The organism is Spongiivirga sp. MCCC 1A20706 (assembly GCF_046524175.1).
Classification (GTDB): Bacteria; Bacteroidota; Bacteroidia; order Flavobacteriales; family Flavobacteriaceae; genus Spongiivirga.
This window is the reverse complement of record NZ_JBEFZF010000001.1, coordinates 153,891-179,107: the sequence shown is the minus strand read 5'-3', so window position 1 is coordinate 179,107 and position 25,217 is coordinate 153,891. Positions and strand designations below refer to the sequence as shown.

Annotated in this window: 19 protein-coding genes; 11 read left to right on the top strand and 8 right to left on the bottom strand. The window is 36.5% G+C overall.

Annotated elements, in window-relative coordinates:
- The first annotated feature begins 205 nt into the window (after nt 1-205).
- Nucleotides 206-1,381, top strand: a complete 1,176-nt coding sequence (locus tag ABN763_RS00790; protein ID WP_410483497.1) for an acetyl-CoA C-acyltransferase — start codon at nt 206-208, stop codon at nt 1,379-1,381.
- A 21-nt stretch (nt 1,382-1,402) separates the two neighbouring features.
- Entirely contained in the window at nt 1,403-2,152 is a 750-nt protein-coding gene (locus ABN763_RS00785) for an NlpC/P60 family protein (protein WP_410483496.1), read from the top strand.
- A gap of 98 nt (nt 2,153-2,250) precedes the next feature.
- Here the strand turns inward: ABN763_RS00785 and ABN763_RS00780 are convergent, their stop codons facing one another.
- Both ABN763_RS00780 and gyrA read right to left on the bottom strand, forming a co-directional pair.
- Nucleotides 2,251-3,531: a tetratricopeptide repeat protein gene (locus ABN763_RS00780; protein ID WP_410483495.1), complete on the bottom strand. Its 1,281-nt coding sequence runs from the start codon at nt 3,529-3,531 to the stop codon at nt 2,251-2,253.
- A gap of 22 nt (nt 3,532-3,553) precedes the next feature.
- Complete coding sequence (gene gyrA, locus ABN763_RS00775) at nt 3,554-6,109, bottom strand: DNA gyrase subunit A (protein ID WP_410483494.1); 2,556 nt, start codon at nt 6,107-6,109, stop codon at nt 3,554-3,556.
- A 261-nt stretch (nt 6,110-6,370) separates the two neighbouring features.
- Here gyrA and ABN763_RS00770 point away from each other — a divergent pair, with 261 nt between their 5' ends.
- The 3 genes from ABN763_RS00770 (at nt 6,371) to ABN763_RS00760 (ending at nt 10,840) form a co-directional block, all read left to right on the top strand.
- Nucleotides 6,371-8,911, top strand: coding sequence for an ATP-dependent Clp protease ATP-binding subunit (locus tag ABN763_RS00770; RefSeq protein WP_410484165.1), 2,541 nt, complete (start codon nt 6,371-6,373; stop codon nt 8,909-8,911).
- Between the two features lie 96 nt (nt 8,912-9,007).
- Nucleotides 9,008-9,808, top strand: coding sequence for a hypothetical protein (locus ABN763_RS00765; RefSeq protein ID WP_410483493.1), 801 nt, complete (start codon nt 9,008-9,010; stop codon nt 9,806-9,808).
- Between the two features lie 87 nt (nt 9,809-9,895).
- Nucleotides 9,896-10,840, top strand: coding sequence for a LysR family transcriptional regulator (locus ABN763_RS00760; RefSeq protein WP_410483492.1), 945 nt, complete (start codon nt 9,896-9,898; stop codon nt 10,838-10,840).
- Nucleotides 10,841-10,871: 31 nt separating this feature from the next.
- Here the strand turns inward: ABN763_RS00760 and ABN763_RS00755 are convergent, their stop codons facing one another.
- Nucleotides 10,872-11,069, bottom strand: a complete 198-nt coding sequence (locus ABN763_RS00755) for a hypothetical protein (protein WP_410483491.1) — start codon at nt 11,067-11,069, stop codon at nt 10,872-10,874.
- A 300-nt stretch (nt 11,070-11,369) separates the two neighbouring features.
- Here ABN763_RS00755 and ABN763_RS00750 point away from each other — a divergent pair, with 300 nt between their 5' ends.
- Nucleotides 11,370-12,650, top strand: a complete 1,281-nt coding sequence (locus ABN763_RS00750) for a D-alanyl-D-alanine carboxypeptidase/D-alanyl-D-alanine-endopeptidase (RefSeq protein ID WP_410483490.1) — start codon at nt 11,370-11,372, stop codon at nt 12,648-12,650.
- On the opposite strand, the gene ABN763_RS00745 is transcribed toward ABN763_RS00750, so the two are convergent.
- Nucleotides 12,647-13,174: a hypothetical protein gene (locus tag ABN763_RS00745; RefSeq protein WP_410483489.1), complete on the bottom strand. Its 528-nt coding sequence runs from the start codon at nt 13,172-13,174 to the stop codon at nt 12,647-12,649. The two genes, ABN763_RS00750 and ABN763_RS00745, sit on opposite strands and share 4 nt — an antisense overlap.
- Before the next feature lie 261 nt (nt 13,175-13,435).
- On the opposite strand from ABN763_RS00745, the gene ABN763_RS00740 reads away from it, so the two are divergent.
- The 3 genes from ABN763_RS00740 (at nt 13,436) to ABN763_RS00730 (ending at nt 19,819) form a co-directional block, all read left to right on the top strand.
- The gene (locus tag ABN763_RS00740) at nt 13,436-14,791 is read left to right on the top strand and encodes a helix-turn-helix domain-containing protein (RefSeq protein WP_410483488.1); all 1,356 of its coding nucleotides are present in this window, start codon (nt 13,436-13,438) and stop codon (nt 14,789-14,791) included.
- A 242-nt stretch (nt 14,792-15,033) separates the two neighbouring features.
- Entirely contained in the window at nt 15,034-18,159 is a 3,126-nt protein-coding gene (locus ABN763_RS00735; protein ID WP_410483487.1) for a SusC/RagA family TonB-linked outer membrane protein, read from the top strand.
- A gap of 16 nt (nt 18,160-18,175) precedes the next feature.
- On the top strand, nt 18,176-19,819 hold the full coding sequence (locus ABN763_RS00730; protein WP_410483486.1) for a RagB/SusD family nutrient uptake outer membrane protein: 1,644 nt from the start codon (nt 18,176-18,178) through the stop codon (nt 19,817-19,819).
- Nucleotides 19,820-19,957: 138 nt separating this feature from the next.
- Here the strand turns inward: ABN763_RS00730 and ABN763_RS00725 are convergent, their stop codons facing one another.
- Nucleotides 19,958-20,737, bottom strand: a complete 780-nt coding sequence (locus ABN763_RS00725) for an alpha/beta fold hydrolase (RefSeq protein ID WP_410483485.1) — start codon at nt 20,735-20,737, stop codon at nt 19,958-19,960.
- A gap of 158 nt (nt 20,738-20,895) precedes the next feature.
- Here ABN763_RS00725 and ABN763_RS00720 point away from each other — a divergent pair, with 158 nt between their 5' ends.
- Both ABN763_RS00720 and ABN763_RS00715 read left to right on the top strand, forming a co-directional pair.
- Nucleotides 20,896-21,075 carry a Lacal_2735 family protein gene (locus tag ABN763_RS00720; protein ID WP_410483484.1) on the top strand — a complete coding sequence of 60 codons (180 nt, stop codon included), beginning with the start codon at nt 20,896-20,898 and terminating at the stop codon, nt 21,073-21,075.
- 140 nt (nt 21,076-21,215) lie between these two features.
- Nucleotides 21,216-21,431 (top strand): hypothetical protein, encoded by a 216-nt coding sequence (locus ABN763_RS00715; RefSeq protein WP_410483483.1) that lies wholly within the window; start codon nt 21,216-21,218, stop codon nt 21,429-21,431.
- Here the strand turns inward: ABN763_RS00715 and ABN763_RS00710 are convergent.
- The 3 genes from ABN763_RS00710 to ABN763_RS00700 all read right to left on the bottom strand — a co-directional run bounded on the left by ABN763_RS00710 (nt 21,421) and on the right by ABN763_RS00700 (nt 25,142).
- On the bottom strand, nt 21,421-22,200 hold the full coding sequence (locus tag ABN763_RS00710) for an ABC transporter substrate-binding protein (RefSeq protein ID WP_410483482.1): 780 nt from the start codon (nt 22,198-22,200) through the stop codon (nt 21,421-21,423). The two genes, ABN763_RS00715 and ABN763_RS00710, sit on opposite strands and share 11 nt — an antisense overlap.
- Complete coding sequence (gene pyrF, locus ABN763_RS00705) at nt 22,197-23,018, bottom strand: orotidine-5'-phosphate decarboxylase (protein WP_410483481.1); 822 nt, start codon at nt 23,016-23,018, stop codon at nt 22,197-22,199. Before pyrF ends, ABN763_RS00710 begins: the two co-directional genes overlap by 4 nt.
- A gap of 69 nt (nt 23,019-23,087) precedes the next feature.
- Nucleotides 23,088-25,142: a DUF5723 family protein gene (locus ABN763_RS00700; RefSeq protein WP_410483480.1), complete on the bottom strand. Its 2,055-nt coding sequence runs from the start codon at nt 25,140-25,142 to the stop codon at nt 23,088-23,090.
- Nucleotides 25,143-25,217: the final 75 nt, after the last annotated feature.

Here is a 25,217-nt window from a genome sequence, read left to right as displayed (position 1 = left end):
TGCTACTTACTACTATAGATTACTACATTTTTCAGAAAACTCTAGCTCCATCAAAAGATTTCTCCGTTCTGCTATAAATAATGCAATTCACCTTCATTCAAAAATAGTAAAAATAATGGGGTACAAGTGATTATTCTATTTATTCACATCAGTATAAATCTTACCTTTTTTACTTAAATTCGCAGCACTTAAACACACATAGATCATGAGTAAAAAAGTTGTAATCGTAAGTGCTGTCAGAACCCCAATTGGAAGTTTTCTAGGCAGCCTATCCACCATACCTGCACCAAAATTAGGTGCAACAGCTATAAAAGCCGCACTTTCACGTATTAATCTTGAACCGACTCAAGTAGACGAAGTGCTTATGGGTAATGTGGTGCAAGCAGGAACGGGTCAAGCTCCTGCCAAACAAGCAGCCATTTATGCAGGTATTCCTGATACGGTACCCTGTACTACCGTTAACAAAGTATGCGCTTCAGGTATGAAAGCAGTGATGCAAGGTGCTCAAGCAATTGCTCTAGGTGATGCAGAAATTGTTGTTGCCGGAGGTATGGAAAATATGAGTTTGATTCCGCATTACGTGCATTCGAGAACCGGAAATAAATTTGGTCCTATAACCATGATCGATGGGATGCAAAAAGATGGTTTAGTAGATGCTTACGATCAAAATGCAATGGGCGTTTGTGCTGATTTATGTGCGCAGGAACACGATTTTTCAAGAGAAGATCAAGATGCTTTTGCCATACAATCGTATGAGCGATCTGCTGCGGCATGGGATTCAGGAAAGTTTGATAATGAAGTGATTCCTGTTGAAGTTCCGCAAAGACGAGGCGAACCAAAGATTATAAGTCGAGATGAAGAATTCACGAATGTGAAAATGGAAAAAATTCCGGCTTTACGACCTGCTTTTTCAAAAGATGGAACCGTTACCGCAGCCAATGCTTCAACCATTAATGATGGTGCGGGTGCAGTGGTCTTAATGAGTGAAGAAAAAGCAAAAGAACTAGGACTAACACCACTTGCCATCATAAAAAGCTATGCTGATGCTTCACAGGAGCCTAAATGGTTTACAACAGCACCAGCAAAAGCGTTACCAAAAGCTTTAGATAAAGCCAACCTAAGTATTAACGATATTGATTATTTTGAATTTAATGAGGCTTTCTCCGTTGTAGGATTAGCAAATATGAAACTTTTAGGTTTAAATGATAGCAACGTAAACGTTAATGGTGGCGCAGTTTCCTTGGGACACCCACTGGGGTGTTCAGGCGTACGAATTTTGATAACCTTGATAAACGTGCTAAAACAACATGATGCAAAACTAGGAGCTGCTGCTATTTGCAACGGTGGCGGTGGCGCATCAGCAATTGTAATTGAACGCTAATACTAACTAGGCGTACCCTTCATGCAATACGGTATTTGTAATCTTGGTGTAGTTCCTTTACGATTAGACCCTCGTGATGCTAGCGAACAAGTTTCGCAAGTGCTGTATGGTGAATTGTTTAAAGTGTTAGAACAGCGCAAAAAGTGGAGCCGTATTCGTCTGGCATTTGATAAATACGAGGGGTGGATTGACAACAAGCAGTATGTAGAAATCGACGAAGAACAATACAACACTTTAGTTAATGATCAGCAGGCCTTATCTTCTGATTTGATTGATTTTGTTTCAGACCACAATAAGCAATTATTGCCAATACCCTTAGGTAGCTGTATTCATAACAATGAAATTTTTGAACATAATTTTGACGGAAATAAAATTTCAGGTCAAAACAAAAAGGAAGATCTTATCAGTACCGCTTTCTTATATTTGAACACCCCTTACTTATGGGGTGGCAAAACCCCGTTTGGTATTGATTGTAGTGGTTTTACCCAAATGGTATATAAATTAAACGGTTACCAGCTTTTAAGAGATGCTTCGCAGCAAGCTACCCAAGGTGAAGCTTTAAGTTTTATTGAAGAAAGCGAGCCCGGTGACCTGGCTTTTTTTGATAATGAAGAAGGAGTAATTACTCATGTTGGAATTATTATGAAAGATCACTACATTATTCACGCGCACGGTAAGGTACGTATTGATAGAATTGATCATACTGGTATTTTTAATTTAGATACCAAAAAACATTCGCATAAACTGCGAGTAATAAAAAAAATCATTTAAGATTTTTAATTGTTTTTAGATAAATCCCCTAACTAGAAACAAAAAAATCCGGATGCTTCGCATCCGGATTTTAATTTTGTAATGTTATTATCTAACTATTATTCGCCTCCTTCTAAAGTGGCTAGTTTAGATTTCATCTCACGAAACTTTTCAATGTTATCTAGCGTACCATAAATATTCATTAATGTTTTAGTCGCATCAATATCCTTTGGCTTCAGTTCTAATACTTTTTCCAAGTAAGGCACCGCATCACGATATAAGGTTTCACGTTTCTTTCTTAATGTCTCGTATTTAGCATTATCTGCTCTTGATGTACCAAGACTGTTCATCTCATCCACAATCTTGCCTTCACCACCTAATAACAATGCTGCCATATTTAAGTACGCTGCAGAGTAGTTAGGGTCTAACTCAACAGTTTTTTCATAAAGCTCTTTCGCTTTTGCTGAGTCACCTTGATCTGCGGTAATAACACCTAAATTAAAGTACAAAGTTGGATTGTTCGGATCTTTCTGAATCGCTTCTTCCATCAACGCTTTAAATTTATCCTTTTGATCTACTTTGATATAGAAGTTAGCTTCTGTTAATAATAAATCCATGTCATCAGGATTAGCAGCTCTTGCCTCTTTTACCGCTTCGATCGCTTTATCGATGTTACCTTGGTCAGAATAAATAAGCGCGATATTCTTCACAATTTCAGGAAGTCTAGAATCACTTTGCGCAGTACGGAAATCTTTATAATCCTTCGATTTTTTGTAGAATTTCCAGGTAGTCTCATCTAATTCCTGCTCTGTGCCACTAGCAACTTCAGTAGCAAAATACTGCGTTTTTACCCCTGTATAGCCAAGTTCCTTTAGCTCTAAATAATATTTAAGTGCAGTATCATAATCCTTTCCGTTTACAGCACTATTAGCAGCAAAATAAAGGTAATCTTCTTGAGACTTATCAAGTTGATAAGCCATATAAAGCTTTTTCGCAGCATCATCAAAATTCTTGGCCCCATTTGCAGCTACAGCTGCATTCACCAAGTCAGCACTAATATTAGTAAGTATTGGCTTTGCTTCTGAAGAGTACTTTGCTTTACCAGTTTCTTTTTCAAAAGCAATCAAATCTTGAAAAGACTTTACTGCAGTTTCGTATGCAGCGTCATCTTTTGAGGCTTGCGCTTTTTGCTGATAAATCTTTCCCTTTAAAAAGTAGAGTTTTGCTTTCGTTTTATTGTCAGCATTACCTACTAAACCATAAGCTGCATCGATAGCAGTAACAGCATCGGCAATTTTATTTGCTTTAAGTGCTTTTTCCGCTGCTTTCACTTCGTTTTTTTGTGCTAAGGCTACAGATCCGACTAACACGGCTGCAGCTACTAAAAACGTTTTTTTCATTTTAAAAAAATTTAATTCTTATTTATTGTTGTTGTTCGTTAGTGTCATTATCAAGAGTTGTGCCATCTTCATTTTGCCCTTCAGTGCTTGAAGAGTCAGCGGCACCATTCCCGTCAAGTTCAGTTTCATCGACATCATCTTCGTCATGCATTACTTTTGCAACTGCCGCAATAGTATCGTTACCTTTTAGGTTAATCAAGCGAACCCCTTGGGTTGCACGCCCCATTACTCTTAGGCTTTCGACTGCAAGACGAATTGCGATACCCGATCTATTGATGATCATTAAGTCATCAGAATCGGTTACATTTTTAATGGCTACTAAGTTACCTGTTTTTTCTGTAATAGAAATGGTTTTTACGCCTTTTCCACCTCGGTTGGTAATTCGGTAATCTTCTAAACTAGAGCGCTTACCATACCCATTTTCCGATACTACAAGAATATTGCTATCCATATTATCCACAGCAATCATACCGATAACTTCATCCTTATCTGAAGCAAGTGTAATACCTCTTACTCCGGCAGCACCTCTACCCATTGGTCTTGTCTTGGCTTCCTCAAAACGGATTGCTTTACCAGATTTAAGTGCTAACATCACTTGGCTTTCACCGGTAGTGAGTTTCGCTTCCAGTAATTCATCACCATCTTTAATGGTAATGGCGTTAATGCCGTTTGATCTTGGTCTAGAATACTGTTCTAAGGATGTTTTCTTTACTTGACCTTTCTTGGTCGCCATGATCACATAGTGATTGTTAATGTATTCTTCATCTTTCAGATCTTGCGTACAGATAAATGCTTTTACCTTATCATCTTGTTCAATGTTGATCAAGTTTTGAATTGCCCGTCCTTTCGATGCTTTACTGCCTTCAGGTATTTCATAAACACGCATCCAGAAACATTTCCCTTTTTGGGTAAAGAACAACATATATTGATGATTTGTACCCACAAATAAATGCTCTAAGAAATCCTCATTTCTCGTGGTCGATGCCTTTTGACCAACACCCCCTCGATTTTGCTTTTTATACTCAGTAAGCGAAGTACGTTTAATGTATCCTGCATGTGAAATAGTAATCACTACTTTTTCATCAGGAATCATATCTTCAATACTCAAATCACCCCCAGCATATTCTATAGTTGATCTTCGCTCATCTCCATACTTATTCTTAATCTCAATAAGTTCTTCCTTAATAATATCCATTCTTCGCTCTTTTCTGGCAAGAATGTCTTTGAGATCTTCGATAGTTTTCATTAATTCTTCATACTCGGCGCGCAGCTTATCCTGTTCAAGACCGGTAAGCTGTCTTAATCGCATTTCTACGATTGCTTTTGCTTGAATTTCACTAAGATCAAAAGTCTTAATCAAGACTGCTCTAGCTTCGTCCGCATTTGCTGATGCACGAATTAGTTTTATAACCTCATCAATGTTATCCGAGGCTATAATCAAACCTTCAACAATATGCGCACGCTCTTCAGCTTTACGCAATTCGTACTGCGTACGTCTTGTCACTACTTCATGTCTATGCTCAACAAAGTAGTGAATCATGTCCTTTACATTCAACATTTGCGGTCGTCCCTTTACAAGCGCAATATTGTTAACACTAAAGGATGATTGTAAAGCGGTATATTTATATAAGGTGTTTAGTACAATATTAGGAATAGCATCTCGCTTAAGTTGATAAACGATGCGCATACCATTACGGTCAGACTCATCGCGGATTGAAGATATACCATCGATCTTTTTGTCATTAATAAGGTCTGCTGTTTTTTTAATCATGTCAGCCTTATTTACTTGATATGGTATTTCATCAACGATGATACACTCACGCCCTTTTACTTCTTCAATGGTGGCTTTTGCTCTAATAACAACACGACCTCTACCCGTTTTTAAAGCCTCACGAACTCCGTCATATCCATAAATAATTCCACCCGTTGGAAAATCAGGTGCTTTGATATGTTGAATGAGTTCATCAATCTCAATATCGTTGTTATCGATATACGCTATGGTACCATCTACAACTTCTGACAAATTATGCGGTGGCATATTGGTTGCCATACCTACAGCAATACCAGAAGCTCCATTTACCAATAATCCAGGGATTCTAGTGGGTAATACTGTTGGCTCTTTAAGAGTATCATCAAAGTTCAATGTATGATCTACTGTCTCTTTGTCAATATCTGCCAACATGTCCTCTGAAATCTTGCGCATACGTGCTTCCGTATATCGCATTGCAGCAGGACTGTCACCATCGACAGAGCCAAAGTTTCCCTGGCCATCAACTAGCATATATCGCAAGCTCCATTCTTGAGCCATACGCACCATAGTATCGTAAACAGATGTATCACCATGAGGGTGATACTTACCTAATACTTCACCAACGATTCTTGCAGATTTTTTATAGGCGCTATTGGCACGTACCCCTAACTCATACATACCGTATAAAACACGTCTGTGAACAGGTTTTAATCCGTCGCGGACATCAGGTAGGGCGCGGGATACTATAACCGACATCGAGTAGTCGATATAGGCCGATTTCATTTCATCTTCTATGTTGATAGGAATTAACTTTTCTCCTTCAGCCATGAACTTAAATTTTTATAATTTATAGTATATACAATAGGGCAATATACGTATTTTGGATGCTTGTCTAAAGCAATTAAAGGCTAAAATTTACCATTACTTATTAACAAAAAATATGGCTGCCAAAGTTCATAATAAGGCTGTTAAATGTTTTGATTTTAAAGGTATTTTTTGTCTATTTACTTGACCTAACCTAAGAAAGGTATGGTTTTTGACCATACGATCTTATATTTTGTATTTTTAAAGAAGAAGGAGGAAGATCTTATGGATGATAATTTTTCACCAAGAGTAAAAGATGTAATCGCTTACAGCAAGGAAGAAGCGCTGCGGTTAGGTCATGATTTTATAGGAACAGAGCATTTAATGTTAGGACTGCTACGCGACGGAAGCGGCAAGGCTATTAATATTTTAAATGCGTTAGATATTGATTTAAATCACCTGCGACGAAAAGTGGAGATTTTGAGTCCTGCCAATCCCAATGTAAGTGTTGGCAATGACAAGAAAAATTTACATTTAACACGACAAGCTGAACGTGCATTGAAAACTACTTTTCTAGAAGCAAAGTTATTTCAAAGCACCTCGATAAATACAGCACATTTGTTATTGTGTATTTTGAGAAATGAAAACGATCCAACAACTAAACTACTTAATAAACTGAAGGTAGATTATGATGGTGTGAAAGAACAATTTAAACTTATGATCACTAGTGACGACGATTATATAGACATTCCAAAGGCTGAATCATTCTCTGAAGAAGGATCTGCCGAGGAATCTAAAGATAACCCATTTAATAGCCCCGGAGGTAAAACCAGTAAAAAGTCTAAGACCCCAGTGCTCGATAATTTTGGACGCGACCTTACCGCTTTTGCCGAAGAAGGAAAACTCGATCCAGTAGTGGGACGCGAAAAAGAAATTCAGCGCGTATCGCAGATTTTGAGTCGCCGTAAAAAGAATAACCCCTTATTAATAGGTGAGCCTGGAGTAGGTAAATCAGCCATCGCTGAAGGACTAGCACTTCGTATCATCAAAAAGAAGGTTTCGCGCATACTTTATAACAAGCGTGTAGTCACACTTGACTTAGCAAGTTTAGTTGCAGGAACTAAATACCGCGGCCAGTTTGAAGAGCGTATGAAAGCGGTGATGAATGAACTTGAAAAGAATGATGACATTATTTTATTCATAGATGAAATTCACACTATTGTAGGTGCAGGTGGAGCAACAGGGAGCTTAGATGCATCCAATATGTTTAAACCCGCCTTAGCAAGGGGTGAAATTCAATGTATAGGCGCCACTACTTTAGATGAGTATCGTCAATATATAGAAAAAGATGGTGCGCTAGAGCGTCGTTTTCAAAAGGTAATGGTAGAGCCTACTTCTGTCGAAGAAACCGTGGAGATTCTCAATAACATCAAAGAGAAATACCAAGAACATCATAATGTGGAATATACGGATGCTGCTATCGATGCTTGCGTGAAGTTGACCAACAGATACATGACTGATCGTTTTCTGCCAGATAAAGCAATTGATGCCCTAGATGAGGCTGGCTCTCGGGTTCATATTACGAATATCGACGTGCCTAAACAGATTCTTGAATTAGAAAAGCGATTAGAAGAAGTTCGTGAAAGTAAAAATTCTGTAGTTAAAAAGCAGAAATATGAAGAAGCGGCGAAACTGCGGGATGACGAAAAAAGAATTGAAAAAGAATTAAGTATCGCTCAGGAAAAATGGGAAGAAGAATCAAAACTTCATAGAGAGCTTGTAACTGAAGATAATGTTGCCGATGTTGTTTCGATGATGACAGGGGTGCCAGTCAACAGAATAGCACAAACGGAAAGTAATAAACTTGCAGAGTTACCGCAACTTATCAAAGGTAAGGTAATAGGCCAAGATGATGCTGTTGCTAAAGTGGTTAAAGCCATACAACGTAACCGGGCAGGACTCAAAGACCCTAATAAACCAATTGGTTCGTTTATATTTTTAGGTCAAACTGGTGTTGGAAAAACCCAGTTGGCAAAAGTACTTGCAAAAGAATTATTTGACAGCGAAGAGTCTTTGATTCGTATTGATATGAGTGAGTACATGGAGAAATTCTCGATCTCCAGATTGGTTGGTGCACCTCCGGGTTATGTGGGTTACGAAGAAGGTGGACAACTGACAGAAAAAGTTAGGAGAAAGCCTTACTCCGTTGTATTACTCGATGAAATTGAAAAGGCGCATCCAGATGTTTTTAATATGCTCTTGCAGGTGCTAGATGATGGATATCTGACAGATAGTTTAGGTCGTAAAATAGATTTTAGAAATACAATCATTATTATGACATCAAACATCGGAGCGCGTAAATTAAAAGACTTTGGTCAAGGTGTTGGTTTTGGTACATCTGCTAGAAAACAACAAGCTGATGACAATGCTAAAGCCGTAATTGAAAATGCACTTAAGAAGGCTTTTGCCCCTGAGTTTTTAAACCGAATCGATGATGTTGTTGTTTTCAATGCGCTTGAACGTGAAGATATTCATCTTATTATTGATATCGAATTGGAAAAACTATTCAAACGTATCAAAGAAATAGGTTATGACCTTAGTTTAAGTAAAGAAGCAAAGGACTATATTGCTGAAAAAGGCTTTGATAAGCAGTATGGAGCGCGACCACTAAAACGTGCAATCCAAAAATATATTGAAGATGCTTTAGCCGAAGAGATTATATCTTCTAAAATTGCTGAAGGAGATAAAATCCATATGGATCTTGATAAAGAAAATGAAGAATTAATTATAAATATTAAGAAAGCCGAAGAATCGGCAGAGTCTTAAGAAAATAATTGTGAGGTTCTAAAAAACTTCATCCTTGTAATTAAGGGTGAAGTTTTTTTGTATCTTTAAATAAACAGCTTAGCATATCAACCACCCATGAGTGATGGCATTTTCTTAGAATTTGATTTTGGACAGGTTAGCATTTTTGACTCCTATATGGTGGTAGTCATGGATGAAGACACCACAGTTCAAAGAAATTACATGCCTTACTTACAAGAAATCTCGGACACATATTTTAAAAACAAGTCTTTTGTCTACATTGCTAATAGAATTAATAATTATGCCGTAGACCCTTTGATTTACAAATCAGTCTCCCAGATTGAAAATCTTATTGCATTTGCAGTCGTCTCTACAAGTGAAAATGCTAAAAATCAGATTAAAATCGAAGCGCAATTTTATGACAAAGAACTCAAACATTTTAATGAATTAAATCAAGCAATTAATTGGGCATCTAACTATGTAAAGCTGGAACGATCAAAATCAAAATATGATATCCTGTCCGATGACACTCCAGTTAATTTAGAATTAGATTTTTGTAAAGTTGCCATCTACAAGTCTTACGTTATCGTCAACATCAATGAGGGATTTACCACACAACCAAATCAAATCGATATTTTTAAAAATCTGGTAAACGCCTACTACGGTACTAATCCATTTGTTTATATTTCACATCGTGTTAACTCCTATTCGGTGAATCCAGCCGTATATAACGAAACTTCCAAAGTTGAAAACTTACGTGGCTACGCTATTGTTGATGAAAAATCTACAATGTATAATAGTGCTCAGGTTGAAAAGCTGTTCTACAATAAAGCCTTCGAATCATTCGACAACTTAGAAGAAGCGAAAAAATGGGCAATTAGGCTCTTAAACGAAGGGTTTACTCCAAATCTTTGTTAATTATTCACCGTAGTTTTCAACTATTGAGTATTTAAAGTAACAGGAATAGTTATTATTATTTAATTTTACATCAATAAAATCTATTGTATGACAATTACCCAGTTACAATATGTTCTGGCAGTCGCAGAACATCAAAATTTTACCAAAGCAGCTGAAAAGTCTTTTGTTACACAGCCTACCCTAAGTATGCAAATTCAAAAATTAGAAGATGAACTTGACATATTAATATTCGACCGTAGCAAAAAGCCTATTCAACTCACTGAAATTGGTCAAAAAATAGTGAACCAAGCTCGTAATATTGTAAATGAAGCGGACAGGATACAAGATATTGTAGATCAACAAAAAGGGTTCATTGGTGGAGAATTCAAACTAGGTATTATACCCACGGTTACACCCACTCTACTTCCCATGTTTTTAAATAATTTCATTAAAAAATACACTAAAGTTAATCTCAAAATAGAAGAATTAACTACGGAAACAATTATTGAAAAACTGCTGGATGGCCACCTAGACGCTGCTATAGCCGCTACGCCCTTAGAAAATGAGCTCATTAAAAAAAGAGTGCTTTATTACGAACCTTTTGTTGGTTATATTAATGAGAGTCATCCACTGTATAAAAAGAAATCACTTACCATTGAGGATATTGATATTGATGATATGTTGTTATTAGATGATGGCCATTGTTTTAAAAATAGTGTTATCAACTTATGCAGAGTTAGTAATCCCGTTGAAAAAAATGGATTTCAACTGGAAAGCGGTAGTTTTGAAACCTTGATCAAATTGGCGAATGAAGGGCTTGGAATGACATTATTACCCTACCTTCATACCTTAGATTTAAAAAATAACGAAGAGAAGTTTTTAAGACAGTTCGAGGACCCTAAACCGGCAAGGGAAATAAGTCTAATATTTCACCGGTCAGAACTAAAAATGCAAATAATTGAAGTATTACAAAGCACTATTGCAGGAATTATTAAGGGTGCGATTGCGTTTCAAAATGTTCAGATTGTGAGCCCGTTATCTAACAGCAAATAAAAAGTCCGCTTTTCAGCGGACTTCACAAATATTAATTTTTTAAGTAAACTAGACAAGGTTCTAATTCCGGCTGCATCAGCACTAATTGTCGAACCCAAATTTTTAATTCATCCACTTCATGGGGTAATAAACGTTTCATAGCTTTTTTCAATTCCCGCGCAAATAAGCTAATATCAAAACTTACGCGTTGTAGTACATTTTTTGAGTACTCAAACATTGCTCTCGCCATAATTTCAGTTTAATTTTAATTGATTTGGTCTTCAATAAAGATAACGATATTTTGTCATTTTTATTAAACAGAATGCTGTTAAACTTGTTTAAATATTTATTAAATCCGATAAACTACTCATAACCAAACAACTGCAAATGCATTTTAATCCTTTTTAGCTAAAGGCGCGTTATTCTTAACATTCAGCTTAAAATATTTAAGATTTTTTTATAATTATAACATTCGAAACATTCTGAAACTTTGTTGAATCTACTCTTTATATTTAGCTTTTTGTTTAACTTGTTATAAATTATGTAATACATGAGTAAGACCTATTTTGTAGTTATTATTTGTTGCTTATTACTATTTTCTTGTGCCGCCACCAAACGCGAGGCGAGACCTAAACAAATTGAAAAATACCTTAAACAGCCTTTTTATAAAAATCAATTTACTGGTTTCAAGCTTTTCGATCCTGAAAGCCAAAAAACTATAAAAAGCCTAAACGCATCTAAATTTTTTATTCCAGCTTCCAATACTAAGATTATAACTCTTTTTACTGCTTTAAAATCTTTAGATGATTCAATTACCGGGCTTAAATATTTACATCAAAATGACACATTATATATTAAAGGAACAGGAGATCCTAGTTTGTTACATCCTTATTTTAAAGATAGTACTGTTATTAAATTTCTTCGGTCAACTAACACTCCTATAGTTTTACAAGTAGGACAATTTCAAGATAATACGTACGGCGCTGGTTGGGCGTGGGAAGATTTTGACACATATTTTTCTCCAGAAAAAAGTGCTATCCCCATCAATGGTAATGTATTGACTATAAACAAGAAGAGTGATACGATTACTATTTATCCATCATTGTTCAAAAAAGACATCACCTACAAGAAGTCATCATTTAGAAGAGACCGGCATAAAAATATATTTAATACCTTGGTTTTAGAAAATGATACTATACAAATACCATTTATCACAAGTGATAGTTTAACTGCCGTTTTATTATCAGCGGAAATTGGAAAACAACTGATTATATCTGATTCAATAAAAAAAGGTGAATATCAAACATTAAAAACAGTGAAAACTGATAGTTTGCTATCCCGCATGATGATCGAGAGTGACAATTTTATTGCTGAACAGCTATTAATTCTTAGCGCCGACAAACTATTCGATACGCTCAGCGGTAAAATGGCACGGAACCATATTATTCAAAACAACGGACATCTTTTTATTGAAAAACCGCGCTGGGTAGATGGTTCTGGTTTATCCAGATACAACCTTTTTAGTCCAGACCATTTTGTAAAAGTCCTAGACGAGTTATATAGCACTGTCGACCATTCAAGATTATTTGATTTGTTTCCAAAAGCTGGGGTAAACGGAACGCTAAAATCATATTTGATACATGAAAAGGAACCTTTTATCATCGCTAAATCTGGCGCAATGGGAAATACGTACAATCTAAGTGGATACCTAAAAACAAAAACAGGAAAAGTTTTGATTTTTAGTTTTATGAATAATCATTTTCAACATCCAACTAATAGCGTACGAAAAAAACTTTATCAATTATTAAAAGCTATTAGAGACGAATATTAATCTATTGCCTTTACAATTGGCTTATAAAGACCCCTGAATAGCGTTGATATCACCTTTCCTTCATGAACAACATCCCATACTTGTAACACTGTGCCATCCCCATTTTTGGACCACGTAATGCGATTTTTTACCAGTTTACCGGCTTTGTTTTTGGACTCATCTGACTCCAGTACCATTTTATCTTCAACATAATTTCCAGACAACTTTAATATACTTCCTTGGTTGTCTATCCAAACTTGTTCCCATTTATTAATGGCAGCATTATAAAAATTATAGCTTGTACCCGTATAACCAGCAGTCGCGCTAGTCCATTCTTCTTTAATAATACAGCCATCCTGAATTTTTGAAATTTTATTAATTCCAGCCTTACTTCCATTAGGGTTTGTAACCTCCCAGTCGCCAAGCCAGAAATCAAAAGTGGTATGCTCTTCTGAGCAGCAATTGCATGGTTTATTATTTTGAGCATCAGTATTTTGAATTCCTAACACAAGGATACTTAGTGTTATAAAGAGTGTTATTCGCATATTGTTTCATCTTAAAAATCAATATTATATAAACATTTTTAAGATTACTTTAAGATTGTTCTTAAAACTATCACAAAAAACAGGTAAAAGATTATCGGTATTTACTAATAAAAATAGAGTTAACCATAAAAGTTGTAAATTCATAAGGCTTTAGGAGTGTATACTAAACAGGCTAATTCGACCCTAATGTTCATCAACCAAAAAATCGCGCTAACCACGCTGTGTTTATTTTGCATATCTATATGTAATGCCGCTTCATCTATGTTAAAAGGAATCGTAGTTCCTGATAACGATGAGAAAACGATCTTATACAATAAACAGAAGGCGCTAGAAAATGCTCAGTTGGGTAATGCAGCTGAAGCCTTATTTTATGCAAAAGAATACATAAAAGCTACGAAAGATCTATCCATCATTAATGATCATTTGTTTCAGGATATTAAATCATCTCCAGAATATATCTCATTTAAAAAAAGGTATGCTCCAAAAATCACTTTTTGGAATATCATTTACTTCGTAGCTGGTTTCTTAGGCATTTTCGTCGGTATTTTTATTCATTTTAGAAAAAAGGCCGACCACATTGGTATTTTACTGATCAGTTTATTTATTATTTTTCATTCACTTTTCACGCTTCATCTTAGTGTGCATTTAAGTCAGCTACAATACAGTTTACCAAATACTTTGTTCGTATCGACAACTTTTTCATTTCTTTATGGGCCATTGGTGTACTTCTACATAAAAAGAGCGGCACATGGATATTCATTCAAATGGATAGATTCTATTCATCTTATCCCATCCCTCGTGCTTTTAGTGTATATAGCCCCGTACTATAGTATGGATAGTTTAGAAAAATTCAATGTGTTGTTTGCCGGTGACGCTTTCTTACTTCCAGGAGCCAATGCTATTATTATCATTAAAATAATTTCGCTAGTCACCTATGCTTATTTGTCTTATAGACTTTACACTAATAGTAAGATTAACAAACCTGATAATACCAATAACAACACCTTTATCTGGCAGCGTAACATCATTCTTATTTTTTCAATTTATGTAATTACATATATTATTTATGCGGCAGCCTTGACGAGGCTCATAAGCTTTGCCCCTATTGTTCACGTTCAATTGATACTGATGATCGGGCTCATTTTTTATGTCACCTATATCGCATACGTCCAGCCTGATGTATTTAGTGGTAAGATTTTATTAAATGACCCTAAAGAACTGTTTAAATACAAGAAATCAGGGCTTACCACCTCCTATTCTATTGAGCTTAAAGAGCAATTGTTGTTTTTGTTAAATGAGAAAAAACTGTACAAGCGAAATGACCTCAGCCTTGATATGCTTTCAAAAGAACTCGGGACAAACAGACATGGAGCCTCTCAAGTAATTAATGAACACTTCGATATGAACTTTTTTGAGTTGATTAATTCTTTCAGAATTCACGAGGCAATAGAACTACTTAAAAATGATATTCAACATAATCTGCATATTATAGACATTGCCTATGAAGTAGGCTTTAATAATAAAGTAACATTTAACAAGGCGTTTAAAAAAGTTACCTCTTGCACTCCTTCTCAATATTTACAATCTCAAATGATTTCAGTGGCGGGTAAAGTATAGGTAAACTTCTATCGGCAAGGTAAACTCTTACAAGCATTACCTAAGAAAATCTTAAATACGCATTTCTTTAAAACTGCAATTGCTTCAGGGCAGTGCAGTTTAGAATTTTTTTACTATCTGAAAATCCCACTAAACCTTGTTTAATTTTTAGAAGTAATTATTCGAATTAGCCATCGCATTCTTACTGCCTGCCTTTTTTCCAATTGCACTGACTCAAACAATTTTTAACAAATTCAATTTTTATGAAAGTAAAAAATTATTTTGCGATGTTAGTGTTTTTGGTGTTGGGTACATCATCATTAATAGCGCAACAACAAACAGTAAAAGGGTTAGTGATATCCTCCGATGACGGAGGTCCACTACCTGGCGTAAGTATTGTAGTCCAAGGCACATCTCGAGGGACACAAACAGATTTTGATGGGAATTATTCAATTTCCGCATCTCCAACTGAATCGTTAGTATTCTCTTATGTTGGATTTAAAACACAAGTTATTTTAGTTGGCAGCAAAACTGAAATTAACGTAACCTTAGAAACAGATACCGAACAACTAGACGAAGTCGTTGTAGTTGCTTACGGTACAACTACCAAAGAGGCCTTTACTGGTTCAGCCAGTGTCATTGGCGCAAAAGACTTAGAAACACGAAATGTAACTTCACCAATTGCTGCTATAGAGGGTAGAGCTACTGGTGTGCAGTTCACCTCATCACAAGGTCCCGGTTCTTCTCCAGGAATTGTTATTCGAGGTGTTGGTACACTCAATGGAAGTACAGATCCCTTATTTATTGTAGATGGCGTTCAATATCAGGGAGCGTTAAATACAATCAATCAGGAGGATATTGAATCGTTCACGATTCTTAAAGATGCTGCCTCCACCTCTTTATATGGTTCAAGGGCTGCTAATGGTGTGGTAATCATTACTACCAAAAGTGGTACCAAAGGAGCCATAAAAGTAACTGCATCCACACAGTACGGCTTAGTATCTCCATCAATTCCATTTTATCCAGAATTAAGTCCAGGTCAATATTATGAGACCATGTGGGAAGCTCTAAAAAATTCAAGTGCTGGTGGTGGTGATCCTGCTTTCGCTTCTGCAAATATCTACAACCAGCTTGGTTACAATCCATTTAATGTTCCCAATGATCAAATTGTGGGAACTGATGGAAGACTAAATCCTAATGCCCAGATTATATATCAAAGTCTTGATTGGTATGATGTGTTATCACGTACTGGTATCCGACAAAATTACAATGTGAATGTTTCTGGCGGAGGTGAAAACCATAAAGTATTCTTCTCAGCATCCTATCTTGATGAAGAGAGTTTTGTTGTTACATCAGGATTCGATCGTTTAACGACAAGACTTAATGCGGAATTTGACGTTAGTAACAGCATCACTATTGGGGGTAGTGCTAACATTACAATTACCGAAACTACAGCACCGAGCTCCGCTGGAACTGGGAGTATTGTGAACCCTTTTGGTTTTGCGAAAAACATTGGTTCAATCTATCCTGTATTTGTAAATGATTTACAAGGGAATATTGTACGGGACGTTTTTGGAAATCGCGTCTTTGATAATGGAGAAGGCTTCTCTGAATTTAATATTGGATCAAGACCTTTTAGTCAAGGCCGCCATGCCCTTCAAGAACTATTATTAAATGATGAAAGAGATCGAGATAACACCTACGGTTTTCGATTTTTTACTGACATAAAACTTTTTGATGGCCTTAGTCTTCGAGTAAATTATGGTCGGGACATTAACGAATTGTTAGAAAAAGAATACGAAAATAACATCATTGGTGATGCACAACCCGATGGACGATATAGTGAAGAGCGAGCCAGAAGACAAATCACCAATTTCAATCAGATTTTGACCTATCAAAAAAGCTTTGGCAACCACAACTTAGATGCTACGGCCGGCCATGAAAGTACAGACTGGACATTCTCTGGAAATAGTGGTTTGGCCACAATACAAGCGGCGAATGGTATATTTGAATTTGCAAACTTTTCAAACATTGTTGATTTGGACGGATCAACCGCTCAAAAAGGTCTTGAAGGATACTTTTTAAGAACCAATTACAATTACGATAACAAATATTATCTAAGTGCATCTGTGAGACGAGACGGGTCATCGGTTTTTGATCGCGATAGACGCTGGGGTACTTTTTATTCATTTGGCGGATCTTGGAGAATTGATCAAGAAAACTTTTTAGCCAACTCCTCCGTAATTAATCAACTAAAACTAAGAGCCTCATATGGTGAAGTAGGTAACGATAATTTGAACGATTTCTTTCTTTCTCAGGCAAGATTCTCTATTACTTCGAATGCCGCAGCACCTGCTATTATATTTAGCAATATAGGAAACTCCGAACTGCAATGGGAAACTATCGAAAATTTTGATGTCGCATTGGAATTTACCTTGTTTGACAACTTCTTAGATGGTTCTGTAGAATATTATAAACGAAATTCTTCAGATCTATTGTACAACTTACCAATTGCCCCGAGCAACGGACTCAATGAAGTGCCAATTAATGATGGTGATATGTTTAATTCCGGATGGGAAGTTTCGTTAACAGCAAACCTTATACGTAGAGAAGATTTCAACTGGAATGTAACCCTACAAGGATCTACCTTAAAAAATGAAATTACTAGTCTACCAGATCCCTTTATCAACGGATCAAAACGCTGGGAAGTGGGGCGTTCAAGATTTGATTTCTTCCTTCTCAGAACCGCTGGGGTTGATCCTGCAACAGGAGATCAACTATTCCTACTGTATGAACTAGATGAAAACAACAATAGTGTTCCTGTACTTGATGCAAATGGTGAAATTGCAACTACAAACGATTGGCAAGAAACCGAAAGAGCTTATACTGGGGACAGCTCAATACCTGACTTTTTAGGCTCAATAGCCAGTAGTATTAGTTATAAGGGTTTTACTCTAGACTTCTTGATAAATTACGGAATTGGTGGTTCTATTTTAGATAATGGATATTCGGCAATGATGCACAGTGGTGAATTTGGCGATTCATACCATCCTGATATTTTAAGAGCATGGCGTCAACCTGGCGACATAACAGATGTTCCAAGATTAGAAGCAGGCAACCCTAATTTGGTTAGAACGCAATCTGAACGCTTTTTAACAGATGCATCATTTTGGACACTTAAAAACGTAAACCTAGGTTACAACTTTAAGCAAAGAATTGCAAGTCAATTAGGGCTTGATAACCTAAGGATCTCAATATCTGGCGAAAATTTATATACCAAAAGTGAAAGAGAAGGCTTAAATCCGCAGTTTGGTCTAGCCGGAACCGGCGCTGGTAATGACTTTAACCCACCAAGAATAATTTCAATGGGTCTAAATTTAGGATTTTAAAAAAAGAACAATAATTATGATACATAAAATAAAACTTCTGTTATTCGTAATCCTAGGGATTGCCATAACATCTTGTGAAGAAGACTTTTTGGAAAACACTCCAACAGATGCCATTTCAGCGGCAGATGCACTGGCAAATGAAGATAATATGCAGCTTGTCTTAAACGGTCTACACCGAGGTTTATATTCACAGCTTCAAAATATTCTTCCTGGTGGTAGTTCATTTAGAGCGGGTAACCATTATTGGATTCCAATAGGGGATAATTTAAGTGGTGAACTCATACATTCCGCAAATGCTGATAATTTAGGATGGCGTACTGAGATGCAGTGGAACTCTCATACTGATCCAACATCATTAACTACACGTCTTTTATGGTACCATCGCTATAATACTATTTTAGGGGCCAATTTACTTATTAATCGAGCAACAGATGGAACTTTAACCCAATCACCTAAATTATTCGAAATTTTAGGTCAAGCATACACCTACAGAGCGTACGCATACCTTTCTTTGGTACAACATTATGCTAGAGGCTATTTGATTGGAAATCCAGCATCAGATCCTGGTGTACCAATTTTGTTTTCGTCAGAATCTCCTTTTACAAGCGAACCAAGATCAACCGTACAAGAGATATATGATCGTATAGAACAGGATCTTAACGCTGCAATTGATGCATTCGAAAATGGTTCAGGTAGATCAGGAAGTGGTCCTGCGGTTAAATCACAATTGAGTATTGATGTAGCGTATGGATTATTAGCACGAATGGCCTTATCAAAAGGCGATTGGCAGTTAGCAGCCGATTCAGCCATAAGAGCTCGACAGGATTATCCTATTATGGGTGAAGAAGATTGGTTATCGGGATTCAACTCTAACGAACTTCCAGAAGTAATTTGGGGTAGTAATGTAATCGAAGCAGAGACTACCTTTTTCCGTTCTTATTTTTATCTAATGAGTAACACATTTAATGGAAGCCAAATTAGAAACAATCCAAAAATCGCTGATCGAAGATTGGTAGATGCCATTCCTGATACTGATTACAGAAAACAGGTGTTTATCATAAATGCACCAAACACCAACACATCAGCTGCAAATGGCCAAGGTGGTTTTGGCAATGATCCTAATTATACGGATGAAGATGAATTTAATGCTGATGTGGATTCTTTAAACTCGGTCTACGGAATTACTACCAGGTTTAATTTACACCCGTATATGCATTTTAAAATGAAGAATGCGCTTCCAGGTACTATCAGTCCAGATGACATCATTTATATGCGCTCTTCTGAGATGTACTTGATTGAAGCAGAAGCCAAGGCCATGATGAATGATATTGCAGGGGCTCAAGCGGCATTAGAACCTTTAGGCTCTGAAAGAGATAGCGCTTATGATGCATCAATCTTTAATACACAAGAGCTGTTAATGGAGCATATTAAGTTTCAAAGACGCCTAGAATTATGGGGTGAAGGCTTTGGTTATACCGATAAAATTCGCTGGGATGAAGGTATTGACCATGCTGCTGACGGAGGTTCAGGTGCATCGGCCATACTTTATCAAGAAGCATATCAAATTGAAAGACCCTCTATTAATGACGATTGGATTTTCAAAATCCCACAGCAGGAGATTGATGCCAATCCAAACATAGGGCCAGGAGATCAGAATTAAAATGGGTTTGGTTTGATTACGCAATCATAAAAATCCAAAAAGAGAAAACTAATTTTGGTTATTTAGTTTTTAAGGTGAGGTGCCATTTACCCTGTAAATGGTGCCTCTTTTTTTATAGGATAAAAGAGGAAAATTGTTTTAAACTCCAGATAGAAACTTAATAGTCTCTTTATTAAAAAAATCGGGCTGTTCAACATTAACAACATGTCCGCAATTGGGCACTACACATAAAGAAGAAAAGCCATGTGCCTCTACAACTTTTCTAACTGATGGCAGAAACATATAATCTTCTTCACCCATCACATAATGAGTAGGAATCTTTAACTCAACCTGTCTGAAAAAACGAAGCAACGGATTAATTTCGGCAGTAAGCTTAAACCACCTTACAAATTCCTTTTGATACAACTTTTTTGCTTCACGAATAAACAACAACCTCGATTCCTTGTGATTCTTATTTGGCATTATAATAAATGCAAAGAATTTATAAAGCCATAAATAAGGTACCAACGATTTAAAGATAATACCGACTCGCATCAAAATTTGAGATCGGATATTTAGTTTCATAATCGCCCCACCCATGATCATACTTTTTACTCGATTAGGGTGCATTTCAGCAAGCTGACGAATAATTATAGTTCCTAACGAAATACCAATAAAATGAGAATTCTCAATTTTCAAATGATCCAGAACGACTAAAATATCATTAGCGATAGATTGAAATGTATAGCGCTTATCGAAAGCATCTTTCAAAGCTGTTTTCGAATTTCCATGGCCTCTCAAATCTAAAAGCAAAATGTTATAGTGTGTTCTAAAGGCACGTAATTGCTTATACCAGATGGTACTGCTACCTCCTGCTCCGTGCACAAAGGTTACCCAATCTGTAGCATTGGGGTTTTCATATATAGTGTAGTTTAACAAGCAACTAATTTAAAGACCAAAGGTAGGTACAATAAAAATCAATAACAACTCATTCTCAAATCTGATAATAGCTTATACAAAATTAAAATAATAATTAAAATAACTAGCTAATTATCAATTATTTAGCTATATTTATAACTCACTAACTTACTACACCAATGAAACGCGTTGCCACCAAAATCAAACGAAAACTTAACCGTATCGCTATTGAAAAACGGTATCTACAAATGATAGAAAAAGCTTATAATTTTAGGCAAACAGATGCTGGTTTAAGCGATTTCTTTGAATATGAAGCTAATAAGTTGCGCTCTAAAATTCATGCTTTAGAACTGGAATAGTATACTTATTGATCATATTATTAGAGGAAAATTCTCATGAAAAATATATGCCAATCCCATTATTTACAATTATTTAACGTAAATAATTCATCTCATGGCCTGCTTTTTGACGTATATATACTGATTTAAAACATTAAGTTATGAAAAAGTCACAATTTTGCAGAGTGGGGGCTGTAAAAGCCGCAAGCGACTTAGGATGGCCATTGGCAGATTTGAAAAGAAAGTATCAGCTGTTTTGGGAAAAATCGTATAGTATGGAACAAACTGATGCAGGCTTAAGCGATTTTTTTGCTCATGAAGCTAAAAAGGCTTTGCGCTCTTTAAAGAAATATGAAGCGGCTACCTTTAGTATATAAGTGTTTTAAAGTAATCAAAAGCTTTTACGAGTCGCGAGCCATACCAAGAAAAGTACTCACCGTCGACAAGTTGAATCTTCGCATTTGTTAAACGCTCCAATTCAATAATATGTTTTTGTTTAAAGGGAAATGGCTCTGAAGACAAGAATATCAAATCGGGATTACATTGCTTTAAAAAAGTCTCTAGCGCAACTTCGGGGTATCGATTCTGCTCAACTACATTTTCAAATTTATTTACCCTTAGTAGGTGATCGATAAAGGTTGCTTTGCCAGCAAGCATCCAGGGGTCTTTCCAAATAAAATATGCGACTTTTTTAATTGATTTGCTACTAATTTTCTCTTGAAAATCATTGAGGGATTGTATGATATGATCAATGATTATCGAGGCTTTATTTTCCCTTTTAAAAATCGAACCATATTCTTTGATTAAAACCAAACAGTCATCAATTGAAGAGATATCCGATACGTGAACCGGGGCAATTCCAGATAATTCGCTAACCATTTCCTCAGTATTTTCCTCTTTATTACAAAGAATAATATCTGGGTCAAGTGTTTTAATCTTGTCCAGGCGAACCTGCTTTGTACCACCAACAACGGTTTTAAATTTTCGGATATGATTGGGATGAACACAAAACTTCGTAATACCCACTAATTCATTCTCTAAACCCAGATCACAAATCAATTCAGTCTGACTAGGTACTAAAGAAACAATGCGTTTTGGAGCACCATTTAGCTGGATTTCTCTGTTAAGCTGATCGACTATAATCATTCACGTGACATTAATATGTCTTTCATTTGTTGCTGTAATTCTGCCGCTTTTTCTCTTGCGGCAGCAGCAAAATTATTCCCCTGACCAGCATAAATAATGCCTCTAGATGAATTAATTAATAGCCCGACCTGATCATTCATCCCATACTTACAAACTGCATGCAAGTCGCCACCTTGCGCTCCTACTCCCGGTACCAATAGAAAACTATCTGGAATTATTTTTCTAATCTCCAATAAATACTCAGCCTTAGTCGCCCCCACTACATACATTAAACGGTCGCTATTGTTGTAAGCTATTGAAGTTTGTAGTACCTTTTTATACAATGGCAAACCATCAATTTCTTCGGTCTGAAAATCGTATGCTCCCTTGTTGGATGTTAGAGCCAACAGAATAGTGTGCTTATTATCAAAATCAAGAAAAGGTTCTACCGAGTCTCTTCCCATGTATGGTGCCACTGTTACCGAGTCGAACGCCATATCTTCAAAAAATGCTTTAGCATACATACTAGCCGTATTACCAATATCACCACGTTTAGCATCAGCAATGGTAAAGACATTAGGATAATTATAGTTTAAATACTCAATAGTCTTTTTAAGAGACTGCCACCCTTTTATACCATAAGCTTCATAGAAAGCGATATTTGGTTTGTATGCAACAGCTAAATCATGTGTGGCATCAATTATTTGCTTATTAAACTCAAAAATAGGGTCATCACTATTCAATAAGTGAGAAGGAATTTTCTCTAGATCAACATCCAAACCTACACATAAAAAGGAGTCCTTTTCATAAATTTGATCAACAAGTTGTTGGGTGGTCATACTAACTACTTAAAATGAAAAACCCAGACCTTAAGCCTGGGTTTCAAAAATACGATTATAAAAGCATATTTAATTGATTAGTTTTATTTCAACGCGACGGTTTTTTGCACGCCCCGCCATATACATATTAGTAGCGACTGGGTATTTTTCTCCTAAACCAACAGCTTCTAGTCGAGATGCATCAATTCCGTTTTTGATAAGATAATCTCTTACCGCATTCACCCTTAGCTCGGACAATCGCTGATTCATCTTTTCTTCTCCTCTGCTATCAGTGTGTCCTTCTAATCGGAATCTCGCATTCGGATACTGCTTCATTACTGCGGTCATCTCCTGTAATATAGTAAATGACTCGTTCTTAAAATCTGCTTTATCAGGAGCAAACAAGATAGTTTTCCCATATTCATTTAGCTTGGCAACTACCGCTTCAGTTACTTCAGGACAGCCTTTTCCTGCAACTGTGCCAGCAGTATCTGGGCATTCATCATCTTTATCAAAAACCCCATCGCCATCAGAATCTGGCCAAGGGCATCCATTATTCTCCACAGGCCCTGCATTATCAGGACAGATATCGACATCATCATTAACACCATCACCATCCTTGTCTACAATTGGGCAGCCTTCATTATCCTTTCTTCCCCCCTCATCCGGACACTTATCATCTTTGTCGTATACGCCATCTTCATCACGATCAGGCCAAGGACAACCTTCGTTTTCAATAGGTCCTGGAGTATCCGGGCATGCATCTTCTTTATCTAAAATCCCATCACCATCTTTATCTCTAGGTTTTCCTCTATAAATTGGTACTTTCAAACCGGCATACACATCTACACCTTGCGATTCATCGTTAATAATATTAGATAGCACAGAACCTGAACCAACAAAAAGTGGGCCAACACGAAAACCGGTTCCCCACGAAAAACCACTATACTCTTTATAGCCGACAGGCATATAAAAACTAAACCATTTGCTTTCATAACGTGGAGTGATAAATGCGTTGGTAGCCACACTACTGCTATTTCTGCTAGCTGCTTTTACCAATGAAAAATCGGCATTAGCATTGATATAAACACTTGGGATTATATTATAATCTATAGTCACATGACCTGCGGTAGGAAGCCTAGGATCTAAATCTTCATCTGCTTCTTGAAATGTATAGATATCTCTTAGGGCATCTTCAAAACTTAGGTTTTCAAAATCAGTTTCGCTAATATCAACCCCTGTAAGATTATACAGTGCTTGATTACTGTTTTTATAGCTAATGGACCCAATATCAGTGACTGACAACCCCACTTTTAATTTATATCGCGTTGGATCGCCTTGTATATTGCCTTCGCCCCCATCAGGTCTATACTCATAGGAAAAACCAATGTCCGCACCAAAACCGGTTGATCCTTCTACCAGCTCTATATTCTCTAAATCTCCCGCCAGGTTGCTACTACGACCGTATGTTAAACTACCACTAGAATCGAACGATGCAATATTTGGGGCGGTACCATCGGCATCATAGTTAATATCTACTGTTCCTTCTCCATATGCATTTCCTAAACCTTGTAAGTACTTAACTGATACACCCCCGGTAAGAAAATGATTTCCTTTATCCATAAGTACCGTTGCATATGAAAGGCCTAATTCACCCCAACCATGTGTAGTCCCAAAAAAGTCGTTTGCATTAACTACAAAATCATTGTCAGCATCAAAATCATTGGTCACTGTTTCAAAAAGCTCCCCATTAATATTATTTACATTGGCAAACAAACGCGCTCTAGTAAAAACAGCAATGGTGTGCTTGGGCTTTATATTGAACATGAATGATGGTCCCAATACATCGGCAGTTACAATATAACTATTAGCGTCAGATGGAGATGTAATCGCATCTCGCTCAAAATCAAAATCGCTTTTTAATAAATTCGATAATGATATTCCGTAATAATCATTATCGCCTAAGGCACTCAAAGAGGCAAGATTAATATCAGCTTTATAAGGGGAGTCGACCAAAGTTGCGGGGTTCGATACAACGCCGTGGACACCTTTATAATTGTCAGATAAAAATCCGATATAGGACTGTGAATAGGTAAAAAAACTGGATCCGAGAAATGCAGTAAGCAGAAAAATATACTTTTTCATCTTGTAGCAGGTTATTGGTTTTGAATTATTTAGCAATTAGGGGCTTCCTAATTATGTTGGTTCAACGTGAAGATA

What these genes read in the sequence shown, in the direction of transcription:
- ABN763_RS00790 (WP_410483497.1), top strand. Translation starts at nt 206, where the DNA reads ATGAGTAAAAAAGTTGTAATCGTAAGTGCTGTCAGAACCCCAATTGGA.
- ABN763_RS00785 (WP_410483496.1), top strand. Translation starts at nt 1,403, where the DNA reads ATGCAATACGGTATTTGTAATCTTGGTGTAGTTCCTTTACGATTAGAC.
- ABN763_RS00780 (WP_410483495.1), bottom strand. Translation starts at nt 3,531, where the DNA reads ATGAAAAAAACGTTTTTAGTAGCTGCAGCCGTGTTAGTCGGATCTGTA.
- gyrA (WP_410483494.1), bottom strand. Translation starts at nt 6,109, where the DNA reads ATGGCTGAAGGAGAAAAGTTAATTCCTATCAACATAGAAGATGAAATG.
- ABN763_RS00770 (WP_410484165.1), top strand. Translation starts at nt 6,371, where the DNA reads ATGGATGATAATTTTTCACCAAGAGTAAAAGATGTAATCGCTTACAGC.
- ABN763_RS00765 (WP_410483493.1), top strand. Translation starts at nt 9,008, where the DNA reads ATGAGTGATGGCATTTTCTTAGAATTTGATTTTGGACAGGTTAGCATT.
- ABN763_RS00760 (WP_410483492.1), top strand. Translation starts at nt 9,896, where the DNA reads ATGACAATTACCCAGTTACAATATGTTCTGGCAGTCGCAGAACATCAA.
- ABN763_RS00755 (WP_410483491.1), bottom strand. Translation starts at nt 11,069, where the DNA reads ATGGCGAGAGCAATGTTTGAGTACTCAAAAAATGTACTACAACGCGTA.
- ABN763_RS00750 (WP_410483490.1), top strand. Translation starts at nt 11,370, where the DNA reads ATGAGTAAGACCTATTTTGTAGTTATTATTTGTTGCTTATTACTATTT.
- ABN763_RS00745 (WP_410483489.1), bottom strand. Translation starts at nt 13,174, where the DNA reads ATGCGAATAACACTCTTTATAACACTAAGTATCCTTGTGTTAGGAATT.
- ABN763_RS00740 (WP_410483488.1), top strand. Translation starts at nt 13,436, where the DNA reads ATGTTAAAAGGAATCGTAGTTCCTGATAACGATGAGAAAACGATCTTA.
- ABN763_RS00735 (WP_410483487.1), top strand. Translation starts at nt 15,034, where the DNA reads ATGAAAGTAAAAAATTATTTTGCGATGTTAGTGTTTTTGGTGTTGGGT.
- ABN763_RS00730 (WP_410483486.1), top strand. Translation starts at nt 18,176, where the DNA reads ATGATACATAAAATAAAACTTCTGTTATTCGTAATCCTAGGGATTGCC.
- ABN763_RS00720 (WP_410483484.1), top strand. Translation starts at nt 20,896, where the DNA reads ATGAAACGCGTTGCCACCAAAATCAAACGAAAACTTAACCGTATCGCT.
- ABN763_RS00715 (WP_410483483.1), top strand. Translation starts at nt 21,216, where the DNA reads ATGAAAAAGTCACAATTTTGCAGAGTGGGGGCTGTAAAAGCCGCAAGC.
- ABN763_RS00710 (WP_410483482.1), bottom strand. Translation starts at nt 22,200, where the DNA reads ATGATTATAGTCGATCAGCTTAACAGAGAAATCCAGCTAAATGGTGCT.
- pyrF (WP_410483481.1), bottom strand. Translation starts at nt 23,018, where the DNA reads ATGACCACCCAACAACTTGTTGATCAAATTTATGAAAAGGACTCCTTT.
- ABN763_RS00700 (WP_410483480.1), bottom strand. Translation starts at nt 25,142, where the DNA reads ATGAAAAAGTATATTTTTCTGCTTACTGCATTTCTCGGATCCAGTTTT.